General features: G+C 32.6%; 17 protein-coding genes. 10 read left to right on the forward strand and 7 right to left on the reverse strand.

The window, feature by feature from the left end; translation table 11 throughout:
- Positions 1-115 precede the first annotated feature (115 nt).
- On the forward strand, positions 116-655 hold the full coding sequence (locus EAI95_RS07965; RefSeq protein ID WP_129822749.1) for a T6SS immunity protein Tdi1 domain-containing protein: 540 nt from the start codon (positions 116-118) through the stop codon (positions 653-655).
- 545 nt (positions 656-1,200) lie between these two features.
- Here EAI95_RS07965 and EAI95_RS07975 read toward each other — a convergent pair.
- From EAI95_RS07975 to EAI95_RS07985, 3 genes are all read right to left on the reverse strand, one after another.
- Positions 1,201-1,716 (reverse strand): DUF308 domain-containing protein, encoded by a 516-nt coding sequence (locus EAI95_RS07975; RefSeq protein ID WP_129822665.1) that lies wholly within the window; start codon positions 1,714-1,716, stop codon positions 1,201-1,203.
- A 223-nt stretch (positions 1,717-1,939) separates the two neighbouring features.
- Positions 1,940-2,353, reverse strand: a complete 414-nt coding sequence (locus EAI95_RS07980; protein ID WP_238662907.1) for a helix-turn-helix transcriptional regulator — start codon at positions 2,351-2,353, stop codon at positions 1,940-1,942.
- Positions 2,354-2,707: 354 nt separating this feature from the next.
- A complete protein-coding gene (locus EAI95_RS07985; RefSeq protein WP_129822667.1) occupies positions 2,708-3,478 on the reverse strand; it encodes a hypothetical protein in 771 nt (256 codons plus the stop codon).
- A 216-nt stretch (positions 3,479-3,694) separates the two neighbouring features.
- Between EAI95_RS07985 and EAI95_RS07990 the strand changes: the two genes are divergently transcribed.
- The 4 genes from EAI95_RS07990 to EAI95_RS08005 all read left to right on the forward strand — a co-directional run bounded on the left by EAI95_RS07990 (position 3,695) and on the right by EAI95_RS08005 (position 6,277).
- Positions 3,695-4,729, forward strand: coding sequence for a hypothetical protein (locus EAI95_RS07990; RefSeq protein WP_129822668.1), 1,035 nt, complete (start codon positions 3,695-3,697; stop codon positions 4,727-4,729).
- A gap of 186 nt (positions 4,730-4,915) precedes the next feature.
- The gene (locus tag EAI95_RS07995; RefSeq protein ID WP_129822669.1) at positions 4,916-5,365 is read left to right on the forward strand and encodes a hypothetical protein; all 450 of its coding nucleotides are present in this window, start codon (positions 4,916-4,918) and stop codon (positions 5,363-5,365) included.
- 237 nt (positions 5,366-5,602) lie between these two features.
- Positions 5,603-5,965 carry a hypothetical protein gene (locus EAI95_RS08000; protein WP_129822670.1) on the forward strand — a complete coding sequence of 121 codons (363 nt, stop codon included), beginning with the start codon at positions 5,603-5,605 and terminating at the stop codon, positions 5,963-5,965.
- A 12-nt stretch (positions 5,966-5,977) separates the two neighbouring features.
- Positions 5,978-6,277, forward strand: a complete 300-nt coding sequence (locus EAI95_RS08005; protein ID WP_129822671.1) for a hypothetical protein — start codon at positions 5,978-5,980, stop codon at positions 6,275-6,277.
- 459 nt (positions 6,278-6,736) lie between these two features.
- Here EAI95_RS08005 and EAI95_RS08015 read toward each other — a convergent pair whose 3' ends face one another.
- A complete protein-coding gene (locus EAI95_RS08015) occupies positions 6,737-8,215 on the reverse strand; it encodes a Sau3AI family type II restriction endonuclease (RefSeq protein WP_129822673.1) in 1,479 nt (492 codons plus the stop codon).
- A 123-nt stretch (positions 8,216-8,338) separates the two neighbouring features.
- On the opposite strand from EAI95_RS08015, the gene dcm reads away from it, so the two are divergent.
- Positions 8,339-9,607: a DNA (cytosine-5-)-methyltransferase gene (dcm, locus tag EAI95_RS08020; RefSeq protein ID WP_129822674.1), complete on the forward strand. Its 1,269-nt coding sequence runs from the start codon at positions 8,339-8,341 to the stop codon at positions 9,605-9,607.
- 39 nt (positions 9,608-9,646) lie between these two features.
- On the opposite strand, the gene EAI95_RS08025 is transcribed toward dcm, so the two are convergent.
- The 3 genes from EAI95_RS08025 to EAI95_RS08035 form a co-directional block, all read right to left on the reverse strand.
- The gene (locus tag EAI95_RS08025) at positions 9,647-10,507 is read right to left on the reverse strand and encodes an ImmA/IrrE family metallo-endopeptidase (protein WP_129822675.1); all 861 of its coding nucleotides are present in this window, start codon (positions 10,505-10,507) and stop codon (positions 9,647-9,649) included.
- Positions 10,508-10,644: 137 nt separating this feature from the next.
- Positions 10,645-11,955, reverse strand: a complete 1,311-nt coding sequence (locus EAI95_RS08030) for a hypothetical protein (protein ID WP_129822676.1) — start codon at positions 11,953-11,955, stop codon at positions 10,645-10,647.
- 75 nt (positions 11,956-12,030) lie between these two features.
- Entirely contained in the window at positions 12,031-12,357 is a 327-nt protein-coding gene (locus tag EAI95_RS08035; RefSeq protein ID WP_129822677.1) for a helix-turn-helix transcriptional regulator, read from the reverse strand.
- Between the two features lie 873 nt (positions 12,358-13,230).
- Between EAI95_RS08035 and EAI95_RS08045 the strand changes: the two genes are divergently transcribed.
- The 4 genes from EAI95_RS08045 (at position 13,231) to EAI95_RS08060 (ending at position 17,166) form a co-directional block, all read left to right on the forward strand.
- The gene (locus tag EAI95_RS08045) at positions 13,231-13,527 is read left to right on the forward strand and encodes a cytoplasmic protein (protein ID WP_129822679.1); all 297 of its coding nucleotides are present in this window, start codon (positions 13,231-13,233) and stop codon (positions 13,525-13,527) included.
- 27 nt (positions 13,528-13,554) lie between these two features.
- The gene (locus EAI95_RS08050) at positions 13,555-14,025 is read left to right on the forward strand and encodes a conjugal transfer protein (RefSeq protein ID WP_129822680.1); all 471 of its coding nucleotides are present in this window, start codon (positions 13,555-13,557) and stop codon (positions 14,023-14,025) included.
- A 13-nt stretch (positions 14,026-14,038) separates the two neighbouring features.
- Complete coding sequence (locus EAI95_RS08055) at positions 14,039-15,727, forward strand: FtsK/SpoIIIE domain-containing protein (RefSeq protein WP_129822681.1); 1,689 nt, start codon at positions 14,039-14,041, stop codon at positions 15,725-15,727.
- Between the two features lie 206 nt (positions 15,728-15,933).
- Positions 15,934-17,166 carry a replication initiation factor domain-containing protein gene (locus EAI95_RS08060; protein WP_129822682.1) on the forward strand — a complete coding sequence of 411 codons (1,233 nt, stop codon included), beginning with the start codon at positions 15,934-15,936 and terminating at the stop codon, positions 17,164-17,166.
- Positions 17,167-17,176: the final 10 nt, after the last annotated feature.

A 17,176-nucleotide genomic window follows, 5' to 3' on the forward strand; every position in this document is an offset into this window, starting at 1 on the left:
AAAAGGAACCACCCTCGCGGTGGTTTTCTTGTTGTTTAATAAATGTTGGTACATATGGTTTATGGTATACTAGGGTTGGAGAAAAATGATGCTAAAAATTAAATCGGAGGAAAATATGTTAGACAACTTTATAAAAGTGGCAGATATGCCCCAAGAAGTTATTGAAAAATACAAAGATCAAGTTCCAACTGAGTTAGTTCAAATTTGGCAGGAAGATGGTCTGGGAACCTTTTTAGATGGTTATCTAAAAGTTATCAATCCAGATGACTATCTAGAGCTTCTCCAAGATAGTTATTTCAGAGGAGACGTCGCTTTTCCTATGTTCGTAACAGCATTTGGAGATATTATTACTTGGGAAGAGAATGAATTTGTTGGTATTGTAAAATATAACGTTCAAGACTGCGACATTATTATAAAGAGCTTGAAATATTTCCTTCAGTATTTAGATAACTCATATGTGACTGATAACTTTGAACTTGATTTATACAGACAAGCTGTGTCAAAACATGGTGCTCTGTCTTATAACCAATGTTTCGGTTTTGTCCCGCTCCTAGCATTAGGAGGCTTTAAAGATGTGGATCATATGGATAAAGTTAAAGTCCTGGAGCACATTTACCTCATGTACCAACTCACAGGCGGAGTGTTTGACGATTGATAAAAAAGAACCACCCTTGCGGTGGTTTTTTCGACGAAAACGAGTGTGAGATAAATAACGAGTCTTTGGATGAGACTCTCTAATTTGGTGAATATAAATTATTTGGTACAAAATTTGGTACAAAAAACAAAATGACAAGCAAAAAAGCCTTATAAATCAAGGCTTTTTCCTGTTGATTTAGATACCCCCTACATGGATTTGTAAGAACTTTTCATATTGAAAATAAACAAAAATGTTGAAATATAGCTGATTTTAGGGAAATACTTTTAGGTATTTTCAATGTCAGGATTTAAAAATGGGGCAAAAGCGGGGCAAAAACGAATGACTCGTATTTTGTTTGAAAACCTATAATACCTAATGATTATGCTATTCTAGATATATAGTTTTGTTATAAATAAATGTCAGTGCGAGATCAAATTGGAGAATAAAATGGAAAAACAAATTTCTACGCAGAATGGAATGCGAAAAAGTGATAATTAAAGAGACAAAAAAGCTGAGAATATGATTTCCCAGCTTTTTTGAATGCGATAGAAATAGCAACTAGACTATTTACGAAAGGCCTCAATAATGTAGGTGAAGCCAGTAACTAAAAATGAAAAGGCAATGACATAAACGACAAAGACACCTGTAGCCACTGGATTGAACAGAATCACTAGACCTAGTAAAAATTCAAGCAAGGCTACCCACATGATATTGCTACCAATAATAGGGAAAATCAATCTTTGACGATTGCCTTTAAAGAAAGCAATAATGGCTTCTACAATTAACCAAATTCCTACAATGGTCGGAATGACGACCGGCAGGGTCACAAAGCCATAAGCAACGAGGTAAAGAGCTAAGAGAAGACTAACAAATCCTTGGAAAAGATAAACAGGTGAGCGAAGCTCTTTTGGTGCAGAGAAATAGCCTAAAATAGCTGCTATAGAAGAAACCAGTAAACCAAATGAAATCCACCAGCTGTAAGCAACAAGATTAGCTACTGGGTTTGTAAATAGGAAAAGTCCTAAAAGGACAAAAACAACTCCTGCAAGGAATAGCAGTAAACGATTAGAAAATTTCATTTCAATACCCCCTATATAGTATAGTATAGTTTGTTAATAAAACTATTGTACTTATTTTTATAGAAAATGTCAATAAAATAAATAAACAATTTGGAAGTTTCAGTCTGACTTACAAAAAGAAAAGGAGTTTTCACTCCTTTTCACAGATTTAAGACAAAGTCCTTATAAAAGTGTCTTCTAAAGATTTTAACTTCAATCTGAAGCGAGGATATCCTCGCTTTTTTTAATCTAATAGGTCCTTATTTTCAATTAAGAGCTCTAGTGGGGATTTCTCTCTTGCTACAATAAAACCGGGTTCATATTGGGTATGAAATGTTCTTTTCTGAGAAGTTGGATCAATATACAATTCATCTCCATCTTCTGTGTATAGTTGGTTGCCTCTTGTTAGGTAAAGTAAATCCTCTAAGTACTGTCCATCAGTATGTAGGAAATGCTCGATGTATTTGACAGCTTTTAAGATTTCACTTACTTTATCAGAGTATTCATTAGATTCAAGAACACTCTTTTCTAACTCAATCTCTTTACTCGTTCCAAAGAGTTGGGTTGGAGTTGCATTAAAATATTCCGCTATCTTATCCAAATTTGCAAAGGTAGGATAGCTTTTTTGTTTTTCGTAATCAGAGATGTCTGGAAAGATTGCTCATAAAAAAATGTGGGGCAAATGATGGGGCAAATCAGTTATAGACAAGCAAAAAAGCCTTATAAATCAAGGCTTTTTCCTGTTGATTTAGATGCCCCCTGCAAGAAATCCTTCATTTTAGTGTAGAAGAAAATAGCAATAGATGCTTGAAATAGAGGGGTTTTTATTAAAATCTTTCCTCGAATAAAAGTGATTTGAAATACAATTTGGTACAAATTTGGTACAAATATACTTTGATTTAATGATTATATAATCTTCCAAGGAAGGAAATTTAATTTTTTAAAATTATAGTTGCCAGATATTTTAAAGTAAAATTAAATAGTTATCTGTTGATAGATACTTCTTTTATATTTAGGATCTATTTTTGATTTCTCTTATAATTTCTTCCATTTTTGTTTTAACAGAGGTTCTTTCTACTTTGTATATGTATTCAGGCTTAAGTGATGGGTTGTTAGGATTTGTCACTTCATAACATTTTTCGTAATCTATTAATTCAGGAATTGCCTCGTACCACTTTCTAAAGGAACGAGCAAGTATGATGATTACATCTTTATTTCTTATTCGTTGCTTAATTTCATTAAAAAGAAATTTTTGAGATGGAAGATATTTTTCATTATCTATTTTTGCTTTCGTTGGAATCTTGTCAAACCAGTCATCGTAAGACTCAGAATGATACGGAAAAAATTCAGCAAGTGCAATATTTTGGGCTATTCTTTTTAAAGAATCTAGAGTGTCTTTCTTCTTGCTTTTAATATTATTATCGTCAACCAAAAACTTCAATCTTTTTCCCCAATAACCTAGGTTATCTTCAGTTGCTAAATCTAGAGCGTGAAAGCGTGAATTTTTCATTTCTAGATTGTTTTTTATAATATCTTCATATCCCTGTTTATTTTTATAAGCACGCTTGTATTTTTCTTCATATCCTGGGTTTAGGCTCAGTATCATAATTTCAGCATTTTTTAGGTCTCCCACAAAGTGTTGCGGATAGATATCTAACTGTAAATTCTTAAGTTTTTCTGAGGTACTTAATAATTTTTCAAAATATTTCCAGTCGTCACTAGCAACAATTATCTTTTTATCACCAAAAATTTGGGGCTCAGTTTCTAGCCAAGGATTTTTCATAATAAAACTCTCTCTTTCTCATTGTTATAATTATTGTAGCATAAGAATCAATTATTTTATTGGGAAAAAATGATATTAACTAATGATATAATAATGATAGTGATAAATAATAGTTTAAGTTGATAGTAGTTAATGATTAATAAGTATCGTATGATTAGAAAGGAAAGACAATAGGGTAAAGTAACTTATTTTTGCTTTATCTTATTCGGATGGAATATGAAAAGAGAGTCAAAAGAAGTTCAAAATCCAATTCCAATTAGCGTAAATGGCTTCAAAGCAAACGTAGAAAATCTAAATAGATTAGCAAATTCATTAATGGCTTTAGGAGATAGTGCAAGAAAAAATGTTGGGTTAGATGTTACGAGCTTTTCGGCTATAAAATCAATTGAAAGTGTGATGTTGAATTCATTAATATCCAAATCTGCTGAGATTATGAAGAGTAGTGGTGTTAAAGAGGCCTCTGAAGTACTTTCTGAAATACAGTCGCAACAAGTAGAATCCCTTAAGAAAATAGCAGAAATTGTAAATAATACAATTTCAACTTTTGATAAGTCATACCTTGAGGCACTGTCGAGTCTAAGTAATGCAATTGCTGAACTTCAACCTTTATATTCAGATGAAGAATATAACAAAATCAGAGAAAATATAATCCTTTTAGCTAGTAAAGGATGGGTTGTTTTTTTTCAAAATGGAGATCCAGTTAGTGATTTAATATCTGATAATTTAGAAGAATTAGAAACGAAATGGTATAGTTTATTAGAAGATATTATAAATAACAGTGAAAAAATAGCAGACTTGGGAGAGTCTGATTGGTATTCAAAACCATTAGTGAAATCAATGGTTGATTCATATAGTAGTGGAAATTATTATTCAGCATATACCCTTGCGACAATAGCTATTGATGGTGCAATAAATAGATTCTATGAAAAAATAGAAACAAAATCATTGAATCGTCGCAAAAAAGATAGAATTCAGGTGGGGTATAGAGCGGTGAAAGTGTTAGATCAAAAACTACAAGATGAACTTACTAGCAAGACTATTTATGATATCGGGCTAATAAGTTGGTTGAATGATTTTTTTGCCTATACTCCTTGTTTTAAATCAGAGAAACCTAATAGACATATGATTAGTCATGGACGATGGAAAGATGATATGTCAAAGGAGGAGTTTCTTAAATTGTTCAATGTTTTATTATATATTAATGAATCTTTTGATTTTTGGTATGAAGAAATTTTAGAATTAGGTATATAATATTTTTGATAAATTTATTTTTTCTTGAATGAATCTAATGTGCTTATTGATTTTCTACATAAAGAAATTAGAACTTTCCGAAAAAGAAGCCTTTTCCTGAAAGAAGTTGGCTGCTCATTTTAGTACATAGTGTATTTTACTTTATAAACACTTGTAGTGTGACTTTATTTATCAAAGGAGGAAAAAATGAACGATTTTGAATACGGCTTACCTGTAGCTTGGCTAGTAGAATTTACTGAAGCTTTAAACGAAGCTTTAGATTTCAGAAAATTTGATGTAACTTTAGATAGTATAAATTTAAAACCAAGTCTAGAAAACAATAGACTAGTTGATAAAATTAAGTATGAGTTATCAAGCTTCCTTCCTTATGGACAATTGAAGAGTAATAAGAGTCCAATCTATTTTGATTTAAACTATCCAGATGATTGCTTAGGCATAGTATCATTTAATAGCAGAAACTACATTGATGCAGACTTATTACATGAATATTTTGAAAAAATGGATTTGCTGAAGGAGGATGCGCCAAAAGATTATTATAGTGCTCTCGTCAAGCAATGGATTAACGATGCAGAAATTATAGAAAACGAAGTTCAACAACTTCTTCGTCAAATAACAAAAAAACATTTGAATCAGTAACACTCTAGTTTAGAAATTAGTTTCTTTTTTCACAAAAGGAAATTAACTTTAAGGGCTGAGAATAGCATGACTTCTTCTTTTCTCATGTTATAGCTTTTTATCATCTATTTTAATTTTTTTGAAAAAAAGATTGCTGTTATAACAGACATTTTTAACATTTTCTATTATAACCGACATTGGTTGTATCAATTCTGTAATGGTATTTTGGTATACTATATTGAAAAAGGAGGTATATCTATGAGAAAACTTATTAGTGTGCTGTTTGTGTCGCTCCTAGCTTTTACCCTTATTTCATGCTCCAATAAAAACAACCAAACTTTAGATGGAGAATATTATTGGATAAACGAAAATCGAAATGAACGAATATTTACGATTTCTGGAAATAAGGGTACAATTGATAGTGGTGAAGCTGATACCTTTGTAATTAATAAAGAGAATGAAACAATTGAATTGATGGGCTCACAAATCATAAGTCGAAGTGAAAGCTATACATTTAAAGATGGAGTATTTACTGTTGATATTAGTGGAACAAAACATGATTACTATTTAAAAGGTAGTGAGGCTTACAAAAATGCACTTAAAAAATATGGATACGATTAGAAAGGATTGGCTATGAATAACTTAGATGAACAATACGAAAATCTGTATGACTTTATCAAAAATCTTGAAATCCTACTTCAGAAAAATGTTTTCGATAACCAAAAGCTTGAGGAAATTAGTGTATTTGGAAAGGATGTTTTGAATCTTTGTAAATCAAGAGAATTCAATATTAACTCGAATGATCTCTTGTCCCTCAATTCTTTTATTGAATTGTTTATGAAAGCAAATGAGTCTTCAAAAGGTTATCTAGCTTCACAAGTAGAGAGATTTTATAGAGAAGTCATAGAGCCAACAAAGGATGAGCTATATTAGACAATAAACAATCATTCAATAATTGCTAAACATCTATTTACTAAATAGGTGTTTTTTAGTACAAAATAGATTTCCATCAAAATTAATTATTGATTTTTTTGACTAAATAATTTATATTTCTTACCAAATAAATTAATCAAGAAAATTAGATTGTACTTTGTTATACAATGAATGTATGAACAATTTAAAAAAAGAAAATATCAAAAAAGCCATTTGGCATATTAAACGCCATTGTGATAAAATTCAGAATACCCCAGAAGACAAAATAAGTAATCACGATCTATTTCATCTCCAATCTAGTGTAGATTGTTTGAGACGTGTTATCAACAATGAAAAACCCTATCCGTGGTTGGACAGGGATGAAGTGTTTTAAATAATTCGAGGAATTTTATTACTTTCAGTTCAGATAGTCAAAGAATTATAAAGTTATTTCTATTCTTATAATTTATGATAACAGTTTTAATCCCAGAATTCTTCAACTTGCTTACTAATAAAGTCACGATTAATCCAAAAACTCTGTTTTGTCATATAATCGTCGGAAAAATCTTCTGGTTTATTTTTCCATCTAGCTTTAACTGGCAGATGACTAGAATTAGGGCCTTTTACATAGCTACTCTTATTTGTATGAGGTCTGACGTGCATTATACTCCCTGTATCAGCTGCTTTTGGTAGATTATTTTCAATTCTCCAATTATTGCCCCATGAAACTTTTTCTAATTCGACGCCTTCTTCAATAATTTTTTTAGTGCGACTCCAGACTGATTTTGCTTGGCTTTCAATCAATTGCATTGGCATATACCAAAACTTAGCACCTTTCAAAATATATTGTCCATTAATATTTTTAAAAACTACAAATAAGAACTTTGTTTGTTCTAGTTGATTATATAGTTCTGATTCATTCCAAGGTGTATTTACTAATTCCTCAAATTCAAAACTAGGGAGGCTCATGTGTTGTTCAGGTACATTATTGCCTTCTAATCGAATAGTTTTTACTTGGATTCCAGCTTTAGAAAATTCTTCAGAATCTTCTGGGTTGTTTCTGATTCCCAAGATTGAATTTATGATTATTGATTGTAAATGTTTCGGATTAGTATTAATTGAAAATAGATTTGCTAACTCTGTTGTTGACTTTCCTTTATATTTATCTACTTTTGCAAGAATGATTTCCTCTAGTGATTTTTTTTCTAGTTTTTTGTAGTCAGTAATGATAGACTCACGATTATTTTTTACTTCTGAACTATTGTTGAAATAATCTACTTGAATATTTGGATCTACCATATCCCCGTAAATATAATCTTTAACCAGAGTTTTTAAATATGAATTTTTCAGAGCAAATGCTCTTGGTTTTGCTCCACTGACATTTAAAGATGGATGTTGAGGGGTTATATCTGTTGCTTTTTGAGCTTTTGTACAAGCTTCAAGTATGTTTGTTAAGCTTCCGGAAAGATCATTCGCTTTTCCTTCCTTTATATATTTGTGAATTAACTCCCAGTCCTTTTTTATAATTAGCCAATCTTTTTCAGGAACTTTAAACTGCATAGCCTTGATGAATTTAAATTCAGTATTTTTTAGTCCCTTTTCATAAAGATAAAAACCGATCTCAAGGACTTGGTTTTTCTTATAAAAATTACTCTCATTAATATTGTTTAGTTCAAACTCGGTAATATAATTAATTTTGTTTAGAACTAGACGTTCTTTTGCAGTGATACCATCTCTAACTCTTTTTAGAGGAGTTGCTTTCAACTCTATGCCAACAGCACTTAAATCTGCTTCGGCAAGACTATTCTTTTCAACTCCAAACCAAGACTCCCAGGCATCACCATAGATTGATTTGTTGGCCGTTTTTTTATTTGGCATTAAAGCTTGTAGTTCCCCAACTGTTTTTCCAAGAGCTTTAAGTGCCCAGTTATGTACATCTTCTCTATTGTTAAACTTCATTTAATAGCACTCCCTAAATTTTATATCTATTTTAACATAATTAATTCAGAAAGTTGATCGATTTTTATTTTTTTAGTATAATAGTTAAATAGACTGTTTACTATATCTCTAAAAGGAGAAAACATGAAAGTATTAGAATTATTTGCCGGTGTTGGTGGATTCCGAATCGGCCTTGAAAACTCTGATAAAGATTTTTTTAAAACTAAATGGGCTAATCAATGGGAGCCTTCACGTAAATCACAAGATGCTTTTGAAGTTTATGACTATCATTTCCCAGATAGTGAGAACTTAAATATCAGCATTTCAGATATCTCTGATGAAAAATTTGCATCTATGGATGCCGATATGATTGTTGGAGGTTTTCCTTGCCAAGATTATTCCGTTGCAAGAAGTAAAAAGAACGAAAAAGGTATTGAAGGGAAAAAGGGTGTTCTATTTTGGGAAATCATTCGGGCAACTGAAAATATCAAACCTAAATACCTCATTCTCGAGAACGTGGATCGACTTCTTAAAGCTCCTTCTAAACAGCGAGGGAGAGACTTTGCAATCATGCTTACGGCATTCAATAATTTAGGATATTCAGTAGAATGGCGAGTGATTAACGCTGCTGAGTATGGAAGAAGCCAACGCCGACGTCGAGTTTTCTTTTTCGTTTATCGCAACGACACAGATTTTGCAAAAAGTATCGATGAAAAATATGAGCAAAATAGTGTCGTGTTTGAAGAAAACAAATATGATGAGTATATTTTTGAAACAGGTTTGTTTGCCACTCAATTCCCAATAAAAAAATTCCCAGTTAAAAATCGTCAGGTCTTCTATGAATTAGGAGAAGATATTGTTGATGTCTCTGATAACTTTACTGGAACAGTTTGGAATACAGGGGTTATGAGATATGGAAAATACTACTCTATCGATACTGAGCCTGATTTTGATAGAAAACCTATTACTCTAAGAGAGATACTTCAAGACGAATCTGAAGTACCAGAAAAATACTTCTTAACAGATCCTGGTAAGTTGGAAAAATTCCAGTTTTTAAGAGGACCAAAACGAATTGAACGGACGTCTGCTGATGGTCACACCTATATCTATTCTGAAGGCGGAATGGCTCCATATGATGACTTAGATTTGCCTGGACGAACTATGCTCACTTCTGAAGGAACCGTAAATCGTTCTACTCATTTTCTTAAAGTAAATGATAAGTATCGTCTAATTACTCCGATAGAAGCAGAGCGTCTTCAAGATTTTCCAGATAATTGGACCTCTAAAAAGAAATTAGCAGATGGATCTATTGTTGAAGTTTCTGACAAAATGCGTATGTTCTTTATGGGAAATGCCTTAGTAACAGAAATTGTAAAAGAGATTGCTAATTTTATTCGTAAAATAGAAAAATAAGAGTGCTTCAAGCTCTCTTATTTTTAATTTCTTTTTTTATTAAATTAAAAGTAACTTTAATTCGGCTTTTTTCTTAGCTTCTTTATCAGACAGTTTCCTGGAGTCCCAAACATACGCTATTGATTTTCCCTTATTATAGATCAACCATATTTTTAGATTCGGATTTTCTTTTTTTAATTGATTCCATTTTTTTTGATTTAACAATTCAGGAATATCTTGACTTGTAGCAAAACCATCGTTACTAATTTTTCGTTTAATTTGGTTAAGTAAGGATGGTTTATATTGGTTAAATTCCTGAATAATACTTTCTTTAATATTATGAAATAGAAGAAGCAGCGAGGCATTTTGACCATTAATATAAGAGTCAATAGAAGACTTTATTACACTTTCTTTGTCTGGAAAATAAACTCTAAATAAGTCTAGCAAACGAAAGTAAAGAGCTTGTCTTGATACTTCTAAACTATCTTGTATACTTTGGAAAGTTTCACAATTATAATAAATTTTTGATAACAAAACGATATCTGGCATTAATACAACCGCTGAAAATATATTTGCTTCTCTTTCAAGTATGTTTCCTTGATTATCAATAGACTCAGTGAAATAACTTCCTTCGTGATTTAGAATAAGATGGCCTAACTCATGACATAATGTAAAATTTCGCTTAACTTTTGGGTTAGTTTTTTCGTAAGAAATACTAACACCTAATACATCAATAATAGTCAAACCTTCAATTTTACTATTTGAGAAGTGATGACTAGTTACTTGAATATCATATTCTTCAATGTAAAAATTCAAAAAGTAATTAAAATGATAGTTCAAAATGCCAATGTTGTTATCTATTATAAATTTATATAAAATTTCCTTTGTCACTGTACTTATATTAGAATACAATTGATCCAAAAAGTATCACCTCCAAGCAAATTAATTTTGAAAAAAGAATACTTAAACTAGCTCTTCATGCAATAAAGCAGACGATTTTCCGTTCCTGATTAATATGTTTTTTCATAAAAAATGACAAATTAGTAGTTTTAAAAGAATTAATTTATTTTAATATAATTAAAAATTATAGTTTTATATGAAATAATTTCATCATCAAGGCTTTTATTAACAGTAATGAAGTTAAAAACTTCAACTAAAATTTCACAAATATATAGAAGAATTTCTTTAACTTTATTATCAGCATTAGGGGCTTGGATTTCACAAAAACTAATTACATTATCCAAGTATGTAATCAAATCACTTAAATCTGACTCTCTAAATGAATTGTCAAAATTAAAAGCTTGATTGCAACCTCTATTTGTAATATTCTTAACTCTTTTTTGTAAATAATCTATATCCAATTCGTCATTTATACCATTAAATTGGAACATGTCTATTTTATTTTCTATTGTGTTGAGCATGAAGCGCATAATTTTATTAATATACTTAAGATTAATTGATTTGCTATTTATCAATTTTTGCAAGTCAGGAATTAATGAATGAAAAAACTCATTTGCTGTACTTGATTTTAATGTTTGTTTTATTAAGTTTGTAAAGTTATATCCTATATTTTTTCGTAATTCAATGGTATAGTGGAAGAATAATTGGTCCAATAAATTATCATTATCTCTTTCTATAGTGTTGTAACTTCCCCAGTTTTTATTAACTTCTTTCTGATTATATTCTTTAAAATCTTTAGCTTCAGATGGGTATAAAGGATTACCATTATCTTTTAAATATTTATGTATTTTTATCCCACCATTTAAATAGCCAAATAAAATTACTTCCCCTATTTGAGTTTTAGCTGTTATAAAAAAAGAATCAGCTATTATATTACTAACAGGATCTCCCGATTTTATATTAGAAGCTATCTTTCTAGAAGACTGATAATTTGAAGACTGATAATTAGTAAAAAGCTTATATAGTAGAACATCTTCAAGATATAAGTTTTCATCTCTCATGAGTAGCACAATATTTTTGTTATTTGTTCCATTTTCTTCAATAATAAATGTAGGTCGGTATTTATCTTTTATCGCCTCAAGCTCTTTTATACGAATTTCTCTATTTTTTTCATTTTCTTTTGCTTCTTCTTCACTACGTATTCTATCTTTTTCATTCTGCTCTTCATTTCTTTTATTCTCATTTTGGATAAATACAAATACAGTGAATGTAATACTTAAAGCTGTAGCGTAAAAAGAAAAATTTTGAACAACTATATTAACTACCGATATAAAAGGACTTTGACTAAAATTAAAACCATGAAAAATAATATGTTGTATTGTTTTCATTATTATTGGAAACATAAGAATCAACGTAATAAATATCCCCAAAAAGGATTTCTTCAGTCTTAAATTATTTTTGGATTCCATATACAATCTCCTTTAATACAAATAATACTGACTATAAAATTTTCAGTATTTTAAAAAAATATAATACAATTAAAATTATTTCTTATTAAACATTTGTTTCCTTTTTTCCATAAATTCGATCAACTCTTTTTTGAAGATTTCTTTTTCTTCATCAGTTAGTCCTTTTGAGTTCATACGGAAAAGAAGTTCCACATTATCTAATTCTTCATCATTCCCTGCAAGATAGTCCATCGTAACTCCAAAGAAATTCGCGAACTTCTCTAAAGTTTCAGATGATGGTTTTCTTTTACCACTTTCCCATTGTTGATAATTAGGCTGCTTGATACCAAATTCTTCCGCAATTTCCTTTTGTGTTAATCCTTTTTTTAATCGAAGTTCTTTTAATCGTTCTGGAAATCCCATTTCTAATTCCTCAATAAATTTTAAAATATTTATCAATAATCCCTTGACAATATACTCAGATGAGTATATAATATAAATATATTCGATAGAGTATATCCCTTCTAAAAATAATAACCTTATTTTAGAAGGTTTTGATCATTGAAAATTAAATAAAAAGTGCGTCTGACAACCAGAGGACTGATTATCAAATCACACAATTAACTTAGCAACTTTATTGTAATATATTTGATAGGTAAAGTCAAGTCCGTTTATGGTTGAAGTGAAGATAGAAAACAGGATTTTCTTGTGGACTTCCACGCATTTCGGACTTTCGCACTTTTCCGAATAGTAAAGTGAACTGGCTTCGCCAAAGGGCGTAAGAGAATCTTTTGGGTATGATCATGACTACCTAAAGAGATTGGCTGGGAAAGCGATGGTAATTGACGCAAAGCACCTTGCTAAACGTTGCCACCGTGAAGGAGGGATCCTTCAACCAAATAACTTTTCTTTACTGCTGTCTATCTAATTAGATAGACATACTCTCAAGCTACTAAGTTCTTTCCTTTTTTCACTTAGTAGCTTTTTACTTTTACAATAAAGGAGAATGATATGACAAACTTTTTTCGCATTACAATGTAAGCGACTCTATGAAAACTATCTCTTTACTTATGGGATGTTTGATAGCTCAGAAAGTCTACTAGCTAAACTATATAGCCAAGCCCTGGTAGATATCGATCACTTAGCCTCTAAGGCAAAAGAAACAGGATTTGCTTATGGAGATATTGATCTTTATAGTCGCATGTATAAACGCAAAATTTTTAATCACTATTACTCAAGAGTTAAGAAACTAGCTTAACTCTTTTTCTTTTACTCAAAATTTGAAAGGAGAATCCTATGATTCCAGAAACACTAAAAATGAAACCAGAATTTATCGGCCCAGCTTATTATGAAAAATTGGGGAAAGCTCCTCAGTCTGTATTTGGTAAAAAAGGAAAATACCAACGTCATATTCTAAACAGTGAAAAACATGGGGCCTTTCATGTTATCACACCAGCTAGCCCAACAGTTTTTCCAGAAGATGCTCTGGTGGAAGTTATCAATCCAATCTTTCTAGCAGATAGCTCTTTAAACACTCGTAATGTCAACCCTGATCGCAATGTCTTTGCGGAAAAACTGGTACTCAAAAAATAAAGAATTTAATTAAAGGAGAAAATACATATGCCTAAAGTCGGATTAAACTATGGAGAAAAACTACAAATTTCAGATAAAACCTATCACGTTATTACAGAAGGGTTAGATATCCCTCAAGTTTTTGGAAAACTAACCTTCCGTGGGATTGAAGGTCCAGAATTTATCTATGATACAGACCGTTCTGAGCGCAATGAAGACGGATCCTATAAAAAGGTCAACACCGGAGAGATTCGTGGTATCGTCGTAGGGATTCATTCATCTGTTCAACGAGAGACCTTATTCTTTCAAATCGCTGATATGACTCAATTTGAAATTGAAGAACTAGGATTAAAATATCGTGAAGAAGTAGAATTAGAAGATATTGTTGTCGCCCATGTTCACGTGAACAATCGCGATATCTTTAAACTCTTCGCTTCAAAAATCAAAAAGAAAGCAGGAACCACTCCAATAAAGGAAACTAAGGAAGTGAAACAAACAGAAAACAAGAAAGATAATTAGGAGGTGATTACTCATGAAACTCTTTACCTATCGTGGGAAAAGAGTTCACGCTTTTCATCGCAATATCAAGGGAATCACATGGTTTATCTGGTGGTTTCCTTTTTTATTGGTTTTCGCTTATTATGTCTATCTTCATTTTGAACAACTAAAGGTTCACCCTTTGCCTCAGAGTTATTTCATTGGAGCAGGAATTTTACTGTCTGCGTTACTTTCTTTAGGGATTAATTGGCTTTGTTACGAGAAAATTTTCTTTTTTCAAAAGCTCAATAGTCTTCGAATCCTCTCTCGTTTCTTGCTAGAGAACAACCTATACCTGGTCAAGAAAGTCAAGCGAGAGAAAGGCATGGTTGAAAAGATTACACTTCCAAAAGTCTACCTCAAACAAAGTCGCTATGAGCTTCAAGTCAGTTTTATCCTGGAAGGAAACAAATTTCAAGATCGATTTTTAAACCTTGGCTCTACTCTTGAAGTCATGTTTAATGGAGACTTTCGTGACAAGAGTTTTGACAAACGGTTTATCAAATATAAAATCGCCATCAATCGGATTGAGAGTCGCATTTCAATTGATCAAGTTGAAGTGAAAGGCTCAAAGATTCGTCTTATGAAAGATGTCTATTGGGACTATGTCAAAGACTCTCACTTACTTGTTGGTGGAGGTACTGGTGGAGGAAAAACAGTTACTCTCATGTCCATTATCTATGCCTTGTTAAAAGTCGGCTATATCGATATTTGCGATCCAAAAAATTCAGACTTGGCCTCTTTGAAGAAACTTCCAGTCTTTCACGGTAGAGTCTATTCTAGTAAAGAGGATATCATTAATTGCTTTAAAGAGAATGTCGAGTTTATGAAAAAGCGCTACGAAGTCTTAACATCTTTTCCAGACTATAGACCAGGTACCTATTACACCCATTACAACTTAAAACCTAAATTTCTTCTAGTAGATGAATGGGCTGCTCTCATGGCTAAGATTGACCGTGACTATAGCCAACAGTCGGAGCTCATGGAATATCTAACTCAAATCGTTCTAGAGGGCCGTCAAGCTGGAGTCTACGTGATCTTTGCCATGCAACGGCCTGATGGAGAATACATAAAGACCTCTCTTCGGGACAACTTTATGATGCGCCTTTCCGTCGGTCATTTAGAATCAACAGGCTATGACATGATGTTTGGGGATGCCAATAAAACCAAAGAATTTAAAAAGCTAGACGAGATTAATGGAGTGAAAGTGGTCGGTCGTGGTTATATTGCTTCAAGCGGGAAACTAGCTGGTGAGTTTTATTCACCTTATATTCCACTCGATCAAGGATTCTCATTCTACGATGAATACGCTAAAATCCCGATTATGGAATTTGAAGGAGAAGAGTTCTCAGTATTTGAAGAATACAAACCACCAGTTGAAACAATTGATCCTATAGAGAAAAAGGAGGGTATAGAAAACGAACCAAACAAGAGAACGCTCAAAGAATTTGCGGATGAGCACGATCTAAAGATGCAAACTCTTCGAAAAATTATTCCTTATATGGAAGAGCACGGAATCTTATTTGAACGGAGTGACTCCGCTATTCTCATTGAACCTTTCCAAGAAAAGTTACTTCTTGAAACAATCACTCAATTTGAGGAAGATGGACGCAAGTCTTATCCAAAAGCTATTGAAGCGATTGTCAGTCATCATGAGCTAGGACAAGGGCAAGGGCAAGCCTGACCGCAGGTCAGGCGAAGACCGAAGCCCGCCGTTCCTGGCTCATGATGACAATGAACCCCCGTTTTCTAATAGGGGGGTTACAATTGGCAAAAACACCATACCAACCCCTCCTCATTCCTTGTGGGAGTTGGGTTTTCGAATTTTAAAAAGTGTGTCACTTTCGTCAAAAAAGTGTGTCACTTAGTTAGAAGGAGGTGATCAAATGAATGGATAAAATTAGTCCTTTTCATATCAAGAAATTCCGAAAACAGACAGGCCTCAGTCAAAAAGATTTTGCACAAGCTGTGGATCTTCCGACTAGAACCTATCGGTCTTATGAAGCTGGCGAAAGAGGACTAACGATTGACAAGTTTAGAGAACTAAAAGAAAAACTGGGTTACCACAAAGACTGTGAACGAGATAGCCTTCGAGCTCAGATTGACTACCTCCGCTTGTCCTTCCCAAGACTCAAAGATTTAGATGAGTTTTGTAAGAATTTCCTTCACTGCCCCTTGAGTGAGTTTACCGAACAAGAAACACGTCTTATGAACTATACTCATCTCTGGCAAAGAGGAAACATCTGGATCTTTGATTTCTTTGATAAAGCGATCACTAACGACTACCAAGTCTGCCTTCAACTATCTGGTCAAGGATGCCGTGAGTTGGAAGTTATCTTAGAACACAAGGGAATCACCTGGCAAGTCTTTCTCCAACATATCCTCTACTCCTATCAGGATGTACGAGTTAAACGGCTAGATATAGCCCTTGATGAACTCTATAAAGGTTATGGACATGAAGACCAACAAATTCTAATACCAGATTTGATAAAGAAACTCCATTCCAAAGAGATTGTCCTTGATACTCTCAAAAAATGGAATATCACGGGAGGTGGATCCTTCACTGATAACGAAGACATGGAAGCCAATCATGGCTTGTCCATTTACTTTGGAAGTCGTCAAAGTCAGCTCTACTTCAACTTTTATGAAAAGCGATATGAAATAGCTCGAATGGAAAATATCTCCTTGGACGAATCCTTGGAGATTTTTGGTATCTGGAATCGCTACGAACTCCGCTTTTCAGACCAGAAGGCTCAAGGAGTTGTAGAAGAATATATCGCTGGTGTCGATCTTGGCGAAATCGCTAGAGGCATCATAAATAAAGAGATTCAAGTCTATGACGGAATCAATCAGTTTGGAGCCTACAAACCCGATGAAAAATGGCAACGACTCTTCGGAGGAGTCGAACCCTTGAAACTCTCAACCAACCCTCAACCTTATAGTATTGAGCGAACCATTCGCTGGCTAACCTACCAAGTCGCAAACTCCCTAGCCCTTGTTTCTGAAGCAGATAAGATTCTACAGACGGAATACATGAAGATGATCAAAAATAGCGGAGAGATTACCGATCGTGGAAAAGCTATGTTAAAGCTCCTCAAAGATAGTAAACACTATGAACATTAGAAAGGAAAAC

Origin of the sequence: Streptococcus sp. bf_0095 (assembly GCF_004166885.1) — a bacterium.
In the GTDB taxonomy this organism is placed as follows: Bacteria; Bacillota; Bacilli; order Lactobacillales; family Streptococcaceae; genus Streptococcus.

Coding starts and splice junctions, on each gene's coding strand:
- EAI95_RS07985 (WP_129822667.1), bottom strand. CDS start 3,478: ATGAAAAATCCTTGGCTAGAAACTGAGCCCCAAATTTTTGGTGATAAA.
- EAI95_RS08050 (WP_129822680.1), top strand. CDS start 13,555: ATGCCTAAAGTCGGATTAAACTATGGAGAAAAACTACAAATTTCAGAT.
- EAI95_RS08015 (WP_129822673.1), bottom strand. CDS start 8,215: ATGAAGTTTAACAATAGAGAAGATGTACATAACTGGGCACTTAAAGCT.
- EAI95_RS08030 (WP_129822676.1), bottom strand. CDS start 11,955: ATGGAATCCAAAAATAATTTAAGACTGAAGAAATCCTTTTTGGGGATA.
- dcm (WP_129822674.1), top strand. CDS start 8,339: ATGAAAGTATTAGAATTATTTGCCGGTGTTGGTGGATTCCGAATCGGC.
- EAI95_RS08045 (WP_129822679.1), top strand. CDS start 13,231: ATGATTCCAGAAACACTAAAAATGAAACCAGAATTTATCGGCCCAGCT.
- EAI95_RS07965 (WP_129822749.1), top strand. CDS start 116: ATGTTAGACAACTTTATAAAAGTGGCAGATATGCCCCAAGAAGTTATT.
- EAI95_RS07975 (WP_129822665.1), bottom strand. CDS start 1,716: ATGAAATTTTCTAATCGTTTACTGCTATTCCTTGCAGGAGTTGTTTTT.
- EAI95_RS08000 (WP_129822670.1), top strand. CDS start 5,603: ATGAGAAAACTTATTAGTGTGCTGTTTGTGTCGCTCCTAGCTTTTACC.
- EAI95_RS08060 (WP_129822682.1), top strand. CDS start 15,934: ATGGATAAAATTAGTCCTTTTCATATCAAGAAATTCCGAAAACAGACA.
- EAI95_RS08055 (WP_129822681.1), top strand. CDS start 14,039: ATGAAACTCTTTACCTATCGTGGGAAAAGAGTTCACGCTTTTCATCGC.
- EAI95_RS08005 (WP_129822671.1), top strand. CDS start 5,978: ATGAATAACTTAGATGAACAATACGAAAATCTGTATGACTTTATCAAA.
- EAI95_RS07990 (WP_129822668.1), top strand. CDS start 3,695: ATGAAAAGAGAGTCAAAAGAAGTTCAAAATCCAATTCCAATTAGCGTA.
- EAI95_RS08035 (WP_129822677.1), bottom strand. CDS start 12,357: ATGGGATTTCCAGAACGATTAAAAGAACTTCGATTAAAAAAAGGATTA.
- EAI95_RS07995 (WP_129822669.1), top strand. CDS start 4,916: ATGAACGATTTTGAATACGGCTTACCTGTAGCTTGGCTAGTAGAATTT.